This is a genomic window from Cellulosimicrobium sp. GQ32 (assembly GCF_059758455.1).
Map to the genome: position 1 here is coordinate 684,202 of NZ_JCAXEP010000001.1, position 13,634 is coordinate 697,835.

At 75.3% G+C, this 13,634-nt stretch carries 14 protein-coding genes; 6 read left to right on the forward strand and 8 right to left on the reverse strand.

Annotation, left to right across the window (positions count from 1 at the left end; translation table 11 throughout):
* Positions 1–17 precede the first annotated feature (17 nt).
* On the reverse strand, positions 18–323 hold the full coding sequence (locus AC6CH9_RS02880; protein ID WP_498153560.1) for a GNAT family N-acetyltransferase: 306 nt from the start codon (positions 321–323) through the stop codon (positions 18–20).
* 140 nt (positions 324–463) lie between these two features.
* Between AC6CH9_RS02880 and AC6CH9_RS02885 the strand changes: the two genes are divergently transcribed.
* Complete coding sequence (locus tag AC6CH9_RS02885; RefSeq protein ID WP_498153561.1) at positions 464–1,801, forward strand: MFS transporter; 1,338 nt, start codon at positions 464–466, stop codon at positions 1,799–1,801.
* Positions 1,802–1,865: 64 nt separating this feature from the next.
* Here the strand turns inward: AC6CH9_RS02885 and AC6CH9_RS02890 are convergent, their stop codons facing one another.
* The 3 genes from AC6CH9_RS02890 to AC6CH9_RS02900 all read right to left on the reverse strand — a co-directional run bounded on the left by AC6CH9_RS02890 (position 1,866) and on the right by AC6CH9_RS02900 (position 3,229).
* Complete coding sequence (locus tag AC6CH9_RS02890) at positions 1,866–2,183, reverse strand: type II toxin-antitoxin system PemK/MazF family toxin (RefSeq protein WP_498153562.1); 318 nt, start codon at positions 2,181–2,183, stop codon at positions 1,866–1,868.
* The gene (locus AC6CH9_RS02895; protein WP_498153563.1) at positions 2,180–2,431 is read right to left on the reverse strand and encodes a hypothetical protein; all 252 of its coding nucleotides are present in this window, start codon (positions 2,429–2,431) and stop codon (positions 2,180–2,182) included. The genes AC6CH9_RS02890 and AC6CH9_RS02895 overlap by 4 nt, the downstream gene beginning before the upstream one ends.
* A gap of 222 nt (positions 2,432–2,653) precedes the next feature.
* Positions 2,654–3,229 carry a helix-turn-helix domain-containing protein gene (locus tag AC6CH9_RS02900; protein WP_498153564.1) on the reverse strand — a complete coding sequence of 192 codons (576 nt, stop codon included), beginning with the start codon at positions 3,227–3,229 and terminating at the stop codon, positions 2,654–2,656.
* A 47-nt stretch (positions 3,230–3,276) separates the two neighbouring features.
* Here AC6CH9_RS02900 and AC6CH9_RS02905 point away from each other — a divergent pair, with 47 nt between their 5' ends.
* The 5 genes from AC6CH9_RS02905 to AC6CH9_RS02925 all read left to right on the forward strand — a co-directional run bounded on the left by AC6CH9_RS02905 (position 3,277) and on the right by AC6CH9_RS02925 (position 9,921).
* Positions 3,277–4,155, forward strand: a complete 879-nt coding sequence (locus AC6CH9_RS02905) for a class I SAM-dependent methyltransferase (RefSeq protein WP_498153565.1) — start codon at positions 3,277–3,279, stop codon at positions 4,153–4,155.
* Positions 4,156–4,184: 29 nt separating this feature from the next.
* Complete coding sequence (locus AC6CH9_RS02910) at positions 4,185–5,159, forward strand: NAD(P)/FAD-dependent oxidoreductase (protein WP_498153566.1); 975 nt, start codon at positions 4,185–4,187, stop codon at positions 5,157–5,159.
* A 249-nt stretch (positions 5,160–5,408) separates the two neighbouring features.
* Positions 5,409–7,205 (forward strand): pyruvate dehydrogenase, encoded by a 1,797-nt coding sequence (locus AC6CH9_RS02915; RefSeq protein WP_498153567.1) that lies wholly within the window; start codon positions 5,409–5,411, stop codon positions 7,203–7,205.
* Positions 7,202–8,824 carry a RecQ family ATP-dependent DNA helicase gene (locus AC6CH9_RS02920; RefSeq protein WP_498153568.1) on the forward strand — a complete coding sequence of 541 codons (1,623 nt, stop codon included), beginning with the start codon at positions 7,202–7,204 and terminating at the stop codon, positions 8,822–8,824. The genes AC6CH9_RS02915 and AC6CH9_RS02920 overlap by 4 nt, the downstream gene beginning before the upstream one ends.
* Before the next feature lie 41 nt (positions 8,825–8,865).
* On the forward strand, positions 8,866–9,921 hold the full coding sequence (locus tag AC6CH9_RS02925) for a phosphotransferase family protein (RefSeq protein WP_498153569.1): 1,056 nt from the start codon (positions 8,866–8,868) through the stop codon (positions 9,919–9,921).
* A 60-nt stretch (positions 9,922–9,981) separates the two neighbouring features.
* Here the strand turns inward: AC6CH9_RS02925 and AC6CH9_RS02930 are convergent, their stop codons facing one another.
* Genes AC6CH9_RS02930 through AC6CH9_RS02945 form a run of 4 tightly spaced genes read right to left on the reverse strand, consistent with a single transcriptional unit; the run spans position 9,982 to position 13,542 of the window.
* Entirely contained in the window at positions 9,982–11,172 is a 1,191-nt protein-coding gene (locus AC6CH9_RS02930; protein ID WP_498153570.1) for an ABC transporter permease, read from the reverse strand.
* Positions 11,166–11,900, reverse strand: a complete 735-nt coding sequence (locus AC6CH9_RS02935; RefSeq protein WP_237841398.1) for an ABC transporter ATP-binding protein — start codon at positions 11,898–11,900, stop codon at positions 11,166–11,168. Before AC6CH9_RS02935 ends, AC6CH9_RS02930 begins: the two co-directional genes overlap by 7 nt.
* Positions 11,897–12,973 carry a peptidoglycan-binding protein gene (locus tag AC6CH9_RS02940; RefSeq protein ID WP_498153571.1) on the reverse strand — a complete coding sequence of 359 codons (1,077 nt, stop codon included), beginning with the start codon at positions 12,971–12,973 and terminating at the stop codon, positions 11,897–11,899. The genes AC6CH9_RS02935 and AC6CH9_RS02940 overlap by 4 nt, the downstream gene beginning before the upstream one ends.
* The gene (locus tag AC6CH9_RS02945) at positions 12,970–13,542 is read right to left on the reverse strand and encodes a hypothetical protein (protein WP_498153572.1); all 573 of its coding nucleotides are present in this window, start codon (positions 13,540–13,542) and stop codon (positions 12,970–12,972) included. The genes AC6CH9_RS02940 and AC6CH9_RS02945 overlap by 4 nt, the downstream gene beginning before the upstream one ends.
* Positions 13,543–13,634: the final 92 nt, after the last annotated feature.

Genomic DNA, 13,634 nt, shown 5'->3' on the forward strand with positions numbered 1-13,634 from the left:
GCCGGGTGGCGGCTAGCTCACCGCCGCGTGAGGTCCTCGTAGTCCGGGTGGCGCTCGATGTAGGCGCGGATGAACGGGCACAGCGGCACCACGCGCTCCCCCGACGCGCGGACCTGGTCGAGCGCGCCCGCGGCGAGCGCGGAGCCGATGCCCTGGCCCTCGAACGCCGGGTCCACCTCGGTGTGCGTGAAGATCACCTTCCCGGGCTCGCGGACGTACGCGGCGAACCCGGCGACGAGGCCGTCGTCGGTGCGGGCCTCGAAGCGGTCGCCCTCATCCGTGACGGTGACGGTCGTGGTGCGGGGTGCGGGGCTGTCGGTCATGGCGCCCATCGTCGCCGCCGCACGGCCGTCGGACAACCGGCGCGCACGGGCCGGTCGCCGTGGCGAGACGGTCGTCACGTCCCGCCCGGAGCCGCGAACTCGCTACCGGGCGGACGGCATCCGGGTGCGACACTGGGACGGTGGTCCAGGATTCCCCGTCGCGCGCTGACGACCCCGAGCACCCCGAGCACCGGCGGGACGACCTGACGACCGACGAGACGACGTCGGGCACCCCCGCCGAGGCGGGGACGACCTCCCGGAACCCCTACCGCGCCGTGCTCACGCTGCCGGGCGCGTGGCGGTTCTCCGCCGCGGCGCTCGTGGCGCGCCTGCCGATGTCGATGGTCGGCATCGGCACGATCCTCATGATCCAGGGCATCTACGGCGAGTACGCGCTCGCCGGGCGCGTCGCGGCGGCGCTGGTCGTGGCGCAGGCGATCGTGTCTCCGCAGATCGCGCGGCTCGTCGACCGCACCGGGCAGCGCGTCGTCATGCTGCCGATGCTCGCCGCGACGACGTTCGGGCTCGGCGGCCTCATCCTCTGCGCCGTGCTGCGCGCCCCCGAGTGGACGCTCTACGTGTTCGCCGCGATCTCCGGCGCGACGCAGGGGTCGTACGGGTCGATGGTCCGCGCGCGCTGGACGCACACCGTGCCCGACGCGCGGCGCCTGCACACCGCCTACTCGCTCGAGTCCGCGCTCGACGAGCTCGTGTTCGTCGTCGGGCCGGTGCTCGCGACGGTGCTCGCCACGAGCGTCTCCCCCTCGGCCGGGCTGGTCGTGCCGCTCGTCGCGGCGGTCGTCGGCGGGCTGTGGTTCCTGTCGCAGCGCGCGACCGAGCCGCCCGTCGTCGTGCCCGAGGCCGGCGTGAAGCAGCGCTCGGCCATGCGGTCGACCGGCATGATCGTGCTCGCCGTGATCTTCGTGGCGATGGGCATCGTGTTCGGCGCGACCGACGTCTCGACCATCGCGTTCGCCGAGGAGCAGGGGCAGAAGGGTGCGGCCGGGCTGATCCTCGCCGTCTTCGCGATGGGCTCGCTCATCTCCGGCCTCGTCTACGGCGCGCGGCACTGGGTGTCGCCGCTGTGGCGCCGGTTCGTCATCGGGATCGTCGCGCTCGCCGCCGGGGTCTCGCTGTTCTTCTTCGTCACGTCGATCCCCGTCCTCGCCGCGGTGATGTTCGTGACCGGGTTCGCCATCGCGCCCACGCTCATCAACGGCAACAACCTCGTGCAGAACCTCGTCGCGCCGAACCAGCTCACCGAGGGGCTCGCGTGGGTCGGCACGTCGCTCGGCGTCGGGGTGTCGATCGGGTCGTCCGTCGCGGGGTCGCGCATCGACGCGGGCGGCGCGCACGCCGGGTTCGAGGTCGTCGTCGCGGCGGCGGCGCTCGCCGTCGTGCTCGTGCTCGTCGCCCTCCGGTCGCTGCGCCGCAGCGCGGACCGCGAGGACGTCACGGACGGCACGCCCGCCCACTGACGCGGGTTACCGCGGGACGGTCGACGTCGAGGCCCCCGAGGACGACGGACGGGACGGCTCGGCCTCAGATGATGCCGAGGTAGCTCTGCACGGCCCGCTCGAGCGCGTCCAGGTCGTCGCGAAGAAGGAAGTCGACCGGCTCCCCGACGACGTAGTCGCTGTCGATCGCACGGAGCTGGTCGACGAGGAGCACGGTCTCCTGGCCGGCGATCTCGAGGACAGGCCGGAAGATCGCACGCTGCGCGCTCGTCGAGGTCGGCACGATCGTCGCGACGGACCACGGCATGTTCGTCGGGGACAGGACTACCCCGTACCGCCGACCGCCCTGCTCGTGGCCCCGGGGGTCACCGAGGTCGACGCGGTAGACGGCGCCGCGGATCACCAGGCGTCCGGCTCGTCGTCGAGGTTCTCGTGGGCGAGACTCTCCGCATCGACGCGGGCCTGGTCGACCCACTTCTCGTGCGCGACCAGGTGCAGGCCACGGCGGACGGCATCGCTGGCGGTGACGCCTTCGTCGCGGAGGCGGTCGAGGATCCGGCGCTCCTCGGGGGTGGGTCGGAACGTGACGGAGTCGCGCTTCGCCGAGGCGCCCTCGCCCTTCCCGGCCCGCGGGGTCCCCCCGGCAGACACGCTCTTCCCGCCCCGCGGGGTCGAGCCTCGGGGGGTCGTTCTCTCGTGCGCAGTGCTGCGGGTTCCTATCGCCATGGTCACGACACTACGCCTTCGGTCCCACATTTGTCAGACACGGGCCGGCTCGACTGACGCCCGCACGTCCTCTCAGCGTCGCCCTCTCGGGTCGACGAGCACTCCGCGGATCGGCGGGGTCCACGACGCCGCTGGTCGCGCCATCCGTCAGGCCGGGTCGGTGCCCGAGAGGTGGGCGCGCTCACCCTCCTGGTCGAAGATCGTGAGGATCTCGACCGGGCCGTCGTGCGCGCCGAACGAGTGCGGCACCATCGTCGAGAACTCGGCCGCCTGCCCCTCGTGCACGAGGATCCGGCGGTCCGCGAGGTAGACGACGGCCGTCCCGGACAGGACCGTGAACCACTCGTGCCCCGGGTGGACGCGCTGGTGCTCGAGGCCCACGGCGCGCTCGGGCGTGAGGCGCATCTTCGCGACCATCGTCCCCGGGCGGTCGCGCGAGAGCAGCCACGTGGTCTCCCCCGGACGGCGCTGCGGCTCGGGCCGGATGACGACGTCCTCGTCGTCGACCGGCTCGACGAGCTGGTCGAGCGTCGTGCCCAGCGCGCGGGCGATGGGCACGAGCTGGTCGAGCGCGATGCGGCGGTGCCCGGTCTCGAGGCGGCTGAGCGTCGACGGGCTGAGGAAGCACCGCGCCGCGAGCGCGTCCAGGGTCCAGCCGCGCGCGAGGCGCAGGCCGCGGATGCGCTGCCGGACGACGGCGTCGAGGTCGAATTCTTGCGTCATGAGCAAGACCTTATGTCGCAGGCGCAGAACCGTCCTACGGTGGACACATGAACTCCGCCGAGCACGATCACCCGCACGGCCACAGTCATGGCCCTCGCCATGGCCACGCCCCCGATCAGGGGCACGGCCACGCGCACGGCCACGACGCGGACGGGCTGGCCGAGCTGCTCGAGCTCGACGCGTCGGTGTTCGGGACGCTGCTCGACGAAGCCGTCGGGGTCGCCGTCGCGCACGCGCCACGCCCGACGCGCACCGTCGTCGACCTCGGCGCGGGCACCGGCACGGGGACCCGGGCGCTCGCGCCCGCGTTCCCCGACGCCGAGGTCGTCGCGGTGGACGCGGACGCGGGGATGCTGGAGCGGCTGCGCGCCGGGATCGCCGGGACCGGCCTCGAGAGCCGGGTGCGGACGGTCGAGGCCGACCTCGACGCCGGCTGGCCGGACGTCGGCGCGGCGGACGTCGTGTGGGCATCGGCATCCCTGCACCACGTCGCCGACCCCGCGCGAGTCCTGCGCGACGCCCACGACGCGCTCGTACCCGGCGGACTGCTCGTCGTCGTCGAGATGACCGCCACCACGCCCGTCCTGCCCGACGACGTCGCGCACCCCGACCTCGCCGCCCACCTCGAGCGTGCGCTGAGCCAGGCGGGCTGGAACCGCTACCCGGACTGGTCGCCGTACGTGACCGACGCGGGGCTGGACCTCGTCGAGCGGCGCGAGCCGAGCGCCGTCGTGCCGCCGGGACCGGACGCGTCCCGCTGGGCGCACGCCACCGCCGCGCGCCAGCGCGAGCACCTCGCCGAGCACCTCGACGCCGACGACCTCGCCGCGCTCGACGCGGTGCTCACGGCGACCGACGACCCACCCGCGCACACCGTAGGAGCCCGCGGCGGCCGCATCGTCTGGGCCGCCCGCCGCCCCCGCTGAGCACCGAACCGCCCCTGCTGAGGAGAGACATGGACACCACCACCCAGAGCACCGTCCACGACGTCGCGATCGTCGGCGGCGGGCCCGCCGGGCTGAGCGCCGCGGTGACGCTCGCGCGGTCGCTGCGCTCCGTCGTCGTGCTCGACGCCGGCGAGCCGCGCAACGCGCCCGCGGAGGGCGCGCACAACCTGCTCGGGCGCGAGGGCGTCCCGCCGCGCGAGCTGCTGGCCGCAGGCCGTGCCGAGGCCGAGGGCTACGGCGCTGAGGTCCGCGACGCACGCGTTGCCCGTGCGGCGGGCGACGCCGAGTCGGGCTTCACGCTCACGCTCGACGACGGCGCAACCGTCCGCGCGCGCCGCGTGCTGCTCGCGACGGGGCTCGTGGACGAGCTCCCCGACGTCCCCGGGGTCCGCGAGGGCTGGGGGTCGAGCGTGCTGCACTGCCCGTTCTGCCACGGCTGGGAGGTGCGGGGGCGGCGGATCGCGGTGCTCGCGACGGGGCCGGCCGCGGCGCACCAGGTGCTGCTGTTCCGCCAGCTCACGCCGCACGTCACGCTCTTCCAGCACACCGCCCCCGAGCTCGACGACGCCACGTGGGAGCAGCTCTCGGCGCTCGGCGTGCGCGTGGTCGAGGGCGAGGTCGAGCGCCTCGACGTCGACGGCCGTTCGGTGCGGTCGGTCGTCCTCGCGGACGGGACGTCGTTCGCGGTGGACGCGGTCGTCGTCGGGCCGCGGTTCGTCGCGCGCGGGGAGCTGTTCGAGCAGCTCGGCGGGACGCTCGAGGACCACCCCGCCGGCCGGTTCGTGCCCGCGGACCCGCGCGGCGCGACGGCCGTCCCCGGCGTGTGGGCGGCCGGGAACTCGAGCGACCTCATGGCCCAGGTCGGCGCGTCCGCCGCGGCGGGGGTGATGGCCGGCGCGGGGATCCACGGCGAGCTCGCCCAGGCCGACGCGGCGCTGGCCGTCGCGCGCCGCCGCACCCCGTCGGCGGCAGCCCGAGCCTGACGCCGAGCCGCCGCCGTCCGCGCCCCCCGGCGCCGTCGTCGAACCCGGGGTCGTTACCCAGGATCGTGCCGAACCGAGGGACAACCCCGGGTTCGGCACCGCAGGGTGCGACAGCCCCAGGTTCGGCGCCGGGCGGGGCGGGCCGGGGGCGCGGCGACCGTGACGCACGAGACGTCGGCTCGCGCTGCGGCGCGTGCGAGCCCGGCGCACGATGGAGGCGAACCCGAGCCCACCCGCTGGAGGTACGTCATGCCGTTCGGAATCGGTCGCTCCCCGCAGGACAAGCGCAACCGCACGGTCGCGGACCTGCTCGTCGCGCAGCTCATCGAGGCGGGGGTGCGCCGGATCTACGGCATCGTCGGCGACAGTCTCAACCCCGTGGTCGACGCGGTGCACCGGTCCAACACGGGCGAGAACGCGGGCAAGGGCATCGAGTGGATCCACGTGCGCCACGAGGAGGCGGCGGCGTTCGCGGCGGCCGCCGAGGCCGAGGTCACGGGCAGCCTCGCGGTGTGCGCGGGGTCGTGCGGGCCGGGCAACCTGCACCTCATCAACGGTCTCTACGACGCCAACCGGTCGCGCGTGCCCGTGCTCGCCATCGCGAGCCACATCCCGAGCAAGCAGATCGGCACCGGGTTCTTCCAGGAGACGCACCCCGACCGCCTCTTCACGGAGTGCTCCGTCTACTCCGAGATGATCTCCAGCGCCGACCAGGCGCCGCGCGTCATCAACTCCGCGATCCACCACGCGTACGGCGCCCGCGGCGTCTCCGTCCTCACGCTCCCGGGCGACGTCGCCGACCTCGACGCCCCGGCCGCCGTGCCCGACGTCGCGTGCCGCCCCGCTCCCCCGCGCGTCGTCCCCGACGCGGCCGCCGTCCAGCAGCTCGCGGACGCGATCGACGCCGCGAAGAAGGTCACGATCTTCGCCGGCGCGGGCGTGCGCGGCGCGCACGACGACGTGATCGCGCTCGCCGACAAGATCGCCGCGCCCGTGGGCCACTCGCTGCGCGGCAAGGAGTTCATCCAGTACGACAACCCGTTCGACGTCGGCATGTCCGGCCTCCTCGGCTACGGCGCCGCGTTCGACGCCATGCACGACTGCGACCTCCTCGTGCTGCTCGGCACCGACTTCCCGTACGACCAGTTCCTCCCGGAGTCGGTCCGCACGGCGCAGGTCGACGTCGACCCGACCCACCTCGGGCGGCGCACGCGCCTCGACCTCGCCGTCGTGGGCGACGTCGGCGAGACGGTGCGCGCGCTCCTGCCGCTCGTGAAGAAGGCGCGGTCGCGCAAGTTCCTCGACTCCATGGTCGCCAAGCACGAGAAGGCGATGACCGGCGTCGTCGGGGCGTACACCAAGAAGGTGGAGCGCACGACGCCGATCCACCCCGAGTTCGTGGCCGACACGCTCGACCAGGTCGCCTCCGACGACGCGGTGTTCACCGTCGACACCGGCATGTGCAACGTGTGGGCCGCGCGGTACATCACGCCCAACGGGAAGCGCCGCGTCATCGGGTCGTTCATCCACGGCTCGATGGCCAACGCGCTCCCCCACGCGATCGGCGTCGCGGCCGCGCAGCCCGGCCGCCAGGTCGTCGCGATGTCCGGCGACGGCGGGCTCTCGATGCTGCTCGGCGAGCTGGTCACGCTCAAGCACTACGACCTGCCGGTCAAGGTGGTCCTCTTCGACAACGCGAGCCTCGGCATGGTGCGCCTCGAGATGCTCGTCGACGGGCTGCCGATGTTCGGCACCGAGTCGCCGCAGGTCGACTACGCCGCCGTCGCGAACGCGATCGGCATCCCGGCGGTGCGGGTGGAGAAGCCGAAGGACCTGCGCCGCGCGCTCCAGGAGGCCCTGAACCGACCCGGGCCGGCGCTCGTCGACGTCGTGACCGACCCCCGCGCGCTCTCGATCCCGCCGAACATCACCGCGGGCCAGGTCCGCGGGTTCGCGGTCGCGATGAGCAAGGAGGTCCTCGGCGGCGGCATGGGCGAGGTCGTCTCGATGGCGCGCGCCAACCTGCGCAACGTGCCTCGCCCGTGACGGACGAGCCCACCCTCGCCGACGTCCGCGTCACCGCCCGGGAGGTCTTCGGCTACCGCGACCTGCGCCCCGGGCAGCGCGAGGCGATCTCCGCGCTCCTCGACGGGCGCGACGTCCTGCTCGTGCTGCCCACCGGGGCCGGCAAGTCGGCGGTCTACCAGGTCCCGGGCCTCGAGCTGCCCGGGCCGACGCTCGTCGTCTCGCCGCTCATCGCGCTCCAGCAGGACCAGGTGCGGTCGCTGCTCGAGCTCGGCGACGACGACGCGCGGGCCGCCGCGGTGAGCTCGGCCGTGCCCGCGGCCGAGCGCCGCGCCGCGCTCGAGGCCGCCGCGGCGGGCGAGCTCGAGTTCCTCTTCCTCTCGCCCGAGCAGCTCGCCAACGACGAGGTCCTCGACGCCGTCCGTGCGGCCCGGCCCAGCCTCGTCGCCGTCGACGAGGCGCACTGCGTCTCCACCTGGGGGCACGACTTCCGGCCCGAGTACCTGCGCCTCGGCGAGCGCCTCGACACGCTCGACCCGCGACCGCCCGTGCTCGCGCTCACCGCGACGGCGTCCCCGCCCGTGCGCGAGGACGTCGCGGAGCGCCTGCGCCTGCGCGACGCCGCGGTGATCGTCCGCGGGTTCGCCCGCCCGGGGATCGCGCTGGAGGTCGTGCGCGCCGTGGAGGCGGCGGACAAGGACCGCGCGGTCGTCGAGCGCGTGCGCGCCGAGGCGGAGCACGGCGTCGGGATCGTGTACGTCGCCACGCGGCGGCGTACGACCGAGGTCGCGGACGCGCTCGCGCAGGCGGGCCTGCGCACCGCCGCCTACCACGGCGGGCTGCGGCGGGCCGAGCGCGACGAGGCCCAGCGGCGCTTCACCGAGGACGAGCTCGACGTCGTCGTCGCGACGTCCGCCTTCGGCATGGGCATCGACAAGCCGGACGTGCGGTTCGTCGTGCACGCGGACGTCCCCGGCTCCCCGGACTCCTACTACCAAGAGGTCGGCCGGGCCGGACGCGACGGCGAGCCCGCCGTCGCGGTGCTGTTCCACCGGCCCGAGGACCTGGGCCTCCAGCGCTACTTCGCGGTCGGCGTGCCCGACCGCGACGATCTCCGCGAGGTCGCGCGCGCCCTGGGCCGGGGCGCCCCGGCGTCGGGCTCGTCGTCGTCAGGAGGGCGGGCGCGGCTGCCCCGGCGTCTCGCACGCCTGCGCGCGCTCGTGGAGGACGCGCGGGCTCTCGCCGGCGAGGACGCGCACCCGGCCGCGGTGGCCGACGTCGCGCACGAGCTCGCCGAGGCCCGACGCCGGGTCGACGACTCGCGTCTGCAGATGATGCGCGCGTACGCCGAGACGACGCAGTGCCGCCGCCAGTTCCTGCTCGCCTACCTCGGGGAGGACCTGCCCGAGCCGTGCGGCCGCTGCGACACGTGCTGGGCCGGCACGGCCGCCGAGCGGTCGGCCGACGACCGCTCCGCACCCTGGTCGACCGGTTCCACGGTGCAGCACCCGGAGTTCGGCGCGGGGACGGTCATGGGGTACGAGGGCGACGACCGGGTGACCGTCCTCTTCGAGACCCACGGGTACCGGACGCTGAGCCTCGACGCCGTGGCCGAGCAGGACCTCCTCACGCCGTCCTGACCCGGCGCGGGACGGCGCGCGCGGGCCGGTAGCATCGCCGCGTGCTCACCAAGACGTCGGTCACCCAGGACCAGGTCGCGGCTCTCGTGGCGCCGCTCGGCGAGGCCGTCCGCGTCGAGCCGCTGAGCGGCGGGATGTTCGCGAGCGTCTTCGCCGTGGACCTCGCCGCGCCGCCCGGGAGCGCGCTGCCCGACGGCGTCCCCGCGCGCGTCGTCGTCAAGGTCACCGGGGCGGACACGTCGCGCCTGCTGCGCTACGAGCACGGCATCCTCGGCACCGAGGACGCCGCCTACCGGGCGGCCCACGCCGCCGGGCTCCCCGTCCCGCGCGTGCTGCACGCCGACGTCACGCGCGAGCACGTGGACGGTGACGCGCTCGTCGTCACGTTCCTCGACGGCGCCCTGTGGAGCGGTCGCGAGCTCGACGACACGGCCACCGCGGTCGTGCGCCGCGGGCTCGGGACGTACATGGCCCGGCTGCACCGGATCACGGGCGACCGGTTCGGGTACCCGGCCCCGGCGTCGGACCTCGCCGGGTCGACCTGGCCCGACGTGTTCTCCCGCATGGTCGAGGCCGTGCTCGACGACGCGCGCCGCTGGGACGTGGAGCTCCCCGAGGCCCGGGTGCGCGACGCCGTCGCGCGCCACCGCGACCTGCTCGCCCGCGTGACGGTCCCCCGGCTCGTGCATGCGGACCTCTGGCCCGGGAACGTGCTGCTCGGCGGCCCGACGGCCGACCCGGGCCGACCGCACGCCGCGGAGGGACTCGGGATCGTCGGCGTGCTCGACGCGGAGCGGTCGCTGTGGGGAGACCCGCTGTTCGAGCTGGCCGGGGCTGACCAGCTCGGCGCCGGTGCGGTCGACGCCGACCTGCTCGCGGGCTACGCCACCGCAGGCGGAGACCTCGGCCTGGGCGACGGCACGCCGGGGTCGGGCGATCCCGAGGCCTGGACGCGGCTGAGCCTGTACCGGGCGTACCTCGCGTGCGTCCTCACCGTGGAGGTCGTGCCGCGGGCCTACGAGGGCGACTGGGTCGAGGGCTACGCCGCCACCGCGCGCGCGAACCTCGGCCGGATGCTCGACGCGCTGGGGGCCTGAGCCGCACGCCGGGGTGCCCGCCGCGTCGGACGACGGCGGCGGGCACCCCGGGCATGCCGGTCACGGCGTCGCGAGCGCCTCCGTCGGGGCGAGCCGTGCCGCACGGACGGCCGGGTAGAGGCCCGCCGCGGCGCCGATCGCGACCGTCGCGCCCACGCCGCCGAGCGCGACGGCGAGCGGCACCGCGACGGGCCAGCCTTGCGAGCCCGCGTAGCCGGCCGTGATGGCGTACCCGATCGCGACGCCCGCCGCACCGCCGAGCGCCGAGAGCACGAGCGACTCGACGAGGAACTGGCCCCGGACCTGCCCTCGCGTGGCCCCCAGGGCGCGCCGCAGACCGATCTCCGCCCGGCGCTCCAGCACGGAGATCACCATCGTGTTCGCGACGCCGATCCCCCCGACCAGCAGCGCGACGGCCCCGAGCCCGAGCAGCAGCCCCGTGAACGTCCGGTCCGTCGCCTCCTGGGCGGCGAGCGCGTCCGACGGGCGCGAGACGTCCACCTCGTTCGGTGCCGCCGGGTTGGCGGTCTGCCCGAGCACGGCCCGCACCTGCTCGACCGCGGCCTCGTGGGTCCGGGTGTAGATGCGCGTCGGTCTCCCGTCCCAGTCGAGGTACGTGGCGGCCGCCTCACGCCCCACGAGGACCGCGAGGTCCATCTCGGGGGCCAGCGGCACGGGGTCGAGGATCCCGACGACCGTGAACCAGCGGTCTCCGACCCACACCGGGACGTCGGGGTGCGGCTCGGTGATGCCCAGCCGCTCCGCCGCCTTGTGGCCGAGGACGGCGGCCGGGAACCGTCCCGTGGCCTCCGTCAGCCAGGAGCCGTCGCGCACCCGGCCCCCGACGGTGCCGAGGAGGTCGAGGTCCGCGGCGTACACGCCGATGCCCCCGGACTCTCCCTCCGGCACGAGGTCGCTCCGGTACGCGTGCGCGTCGAGCCGCCCCACCGAGGTCGCGGAGAGCACCGGCCCGATGCGGCGCACCATGTCGACCGACTCCTCGGGCAGCGTCGCGTCCTCGCCGAACAGGGTCTGGCCCGGGGCGACGGTGAGCAGGTTCGTGCCCAGCGCCTCCAGGGTCCGGTCCAGCTCGGCGCGCGACGACGTGGAGATCCCGACGACCGCGACCATCGCGGCGATCCCGATCGCGATGCCCAGCGCCGACAGCACCGCGCGCAGGGGCCTCGTGCGCAGGCCCGTCGCGCCGACGCGCAGCAGGTCCGTGGGCCGCAGCCGCGCCGGCCTCAGCACGCCTCCTCCGCGCCCGCCGAGGCGGTGGCGAGCGGCACGGGGCGGCCGGGTCCGGCGTCGTCCACCACCCCACCGTCGCGCATGACCACCTGCCGGGGCAGCGACGCGGCGAGCTCCCGGTCGTGCGTGATGACGAGGACCGTCGTGCCGTCGCGGTGCAGGCCACGCAGCACGTCCATCACGCCCCGCCCCGACGCCGTGTCGAGCGCGCCGGTCGGCTCGTCCGCGAGCAGCAGCGGGGGCTCCCCGACGACCGCCCGCGCGATGGCGACGCGCTGCTTCTCCCCGCCCGAGAGCTCGTGGGGGCGGTGGTCGAGCCGGTGCGCGAGGCCGACCCGCTCCAGCGCCTCGCCCGCGCGGCGACGGCGCTCGCGCCGCCCGACCCCGCGGTACAGGAGCCCGTCGGCGACGTTGTCGAGCGCCGGGACGCCCGCCGCGAGGTGGAACTGCTGGAACACGAAGCCGATCCGGCTCGCGCGCAGCGCCGAGAGCTCGCGGTCGGTGAGGTCCGCGACGAGGAAGCCGTCGACGAGGACGCGGCCCGACGTCGGGCGGTCGAGGGTGCCGATGACGTTGAGCATCGTCGACTTGCCCGAACCGGACGGGCCCACGATGGCCGCGAGCTCGCCGCGCGCGACGTCGAGGTGGACGTCGTGGAGAGCGGTCACCCCACCGGGGTAGGTCCGGGACACGTCGTGGAGCGTGACGACGGGCGAGTCGTCCCTCATGACGGCACCACGACGGTGTCGCCCTCGGCCAGCTCGCCCGTGACCTCGACCCGGCCGTCCGCGAACATGCCCGTCGTGACCGCGACGATCTCGCCCGGCCCCGACGCGCCCTCGTCCACGACCTCGACGCCGTAGCCGCCCTCGGCGAGCGCGAGCAGCGCCGCCACCGGGACGGTCAGCACGTCGGTGCGCTCCGCGGACACGAGCTCGACCTTCACCGGACCGTCCTCGGCGGCGTCCGCGCCGTCGGCGAGCACCACGGTGACCGGGACCGTCGTCGACTCCGAGCCCGGGACCCCGCTCGGGTCCTCGCTCGTCTCGGGCGGACCCACCGCGGTGACCGAGCCGTCCACCGTGGTCCCGTCGGGGAGCCGGACCGAGACCGTCGCGCCAACGACCGCGAGCTGCCGCCGGTCGAGGTCCAGGTCGACGACGACGGACCGCTCCGTCCCGGTCGTGGCCACGAGCTCGGGCCCGGCGGGCGCGCCGAGCGGCACCTCGTGCTCCGCGACCCGGAGCGGGCCGGGCTGGACGAGGACCAGGTCCGGGCCGACCCGGCCCGTCCGCTCGACCCCCAGGTCCTTCTGCCACTGCCGTACCGCCGCGCTCGTCCGGTCCGTGAAGCGGTCGTCCGCGGTGAACCCGCCGTAGCCGAGGGCGGCGAGGTTCGCCTCGAGCTGGCGCACGTCCTCGCCCCGCGACCCCGGCCCGAGCTCGCGGTACATCGGCAGGTCGCCCACCAGCAGGACGACGGGCCGCTCGTCGACGCGGAAGAGCGGCTCGCCGCGCCCGACGACGCTGCCGACGTCCGGGAGCCACGTGACCGTCCCGCTGCGCTGGGTGCCGTGCACCGCGCTCTCGCCGTAACCGAGCGTGCCCTTCTCGCTCGTCCGCTCGACGAGGGTCTCGCGCGTGACGGTCGCGGTCTCGCGCGCGGCCGTCGCGCCCGGGTCGTCCGGCTCCGTGCCACGGCCTGGGCCCCAGAGCGCGAACGCCGACGCCGCGAGCAGCGCCACGGCGGTCGCGCTCCCCGCGACGACGGTGCGCCGCGCCCGTCCGCCCGGCCGCCTCACTCGTCGGTCCCGAGCATCGGCGCCGCCTCGTCGCACGCCTCGATCGCGGCCTGGAACTCCTCGTCGCCCGCGGGCATCGCCGGCATCGCGACGGCGCCACCGTCCGGGTCGGGGTCGGGCATGTCGACGCCGTGCTCGCGCATGCACTGCGCGTACGCGCGCATGGCCTCGAGATCCTCGGGGCTCATCTCCACCGGCTCGCCGCCGTTCGGCAGGAACTCCTTGCACGCCTCGAACGCGGCATCGACGTCGGCGGGGTCGGTGCCGTCGCCGCCGAGCGTGACGGCCATCCCGCCCCCGTCGGCGTCCGGGTCGGGCATGTCGACGCCGTTGTCCCGCATGCAGGCGGCGAACTCGAGCGCGAGCTCGTCGTCGTCGAGGTCCGCTGCCGCGTCGTCACCGCCACCCGGGGCGCCGGTCGTGTCCTCGTCCTGGGCCGTGCCCCCGCCGTCGGCGCTCGCGACGCCGGGACCGTCGTCGACGGGTCCGCACGCCGCCAGGGCGAGCAACGGGACGAGAGCGAGGAGGGCGCGTGCCGCGCCGGCTGGTCGTCGGGTGCGTGCAGTCATGGTGGCTCCTGTCCTGGAGACGGTCGGGGAACGCGTCCCAGGACACGCGAGCAGCCGTGAGGCGGCCGTGAGCGCAGAACCTCACAGAGACC

Bases quoted from the DNA above. Each gene is read 5' to 3' on its own strand.
- AC6CH9_RS02880 (WP_498153560.1), bottom strand. From the start codon at position 323: ATGACCGACAGCCCCGCACCCCGCACCACGACCGTCACCGTCACGGAT.
- AC6CH9_RS02900 (WP_498153564.1), bottom strand. From the start codon at position 3,229: ATGACGCAAGAATTCGACCTCGACGCCGTCGTCCGGCAGCGCATCCGC.
- AC6CH9_RS02905 (WP_498153565.1), top strand. From the start codon at position 3,277: ATGAACTCCGCCGAGCACGATCACCCGCACGGCCACAGTCATGGCCCT.
- AC6CH9_RS02910 (WP_498153566.1), top strand. From the start codon at position 4,185: ATGGACACCACCACCCAGAGCACCGTCCACGACGTCGCGATCGTCGGC.
- AC6CH9_RS02915 (WP_498153567.1), top strand. From the start codon at position 5,409: ATGCCGTTCGGAATCGGTCGCTCCCCGCAGGACAAGCGCAACCGCACG.
- AC6CH9_RS02935 (WP_237841398.1), bottom strand. From the start codon at position 11,900: ATGAGGGACGACTCGCCCGTCGTCACGCTCCACGACGTGTCCCGGACC.
- AC6CH9_RS02945 (WP_498153572.1), bottom strand. From the start codon at position 13,542: ATGACTGCACGCACCCGACGACCAGCCGGCGCGGCACGCGCCCTCCTC.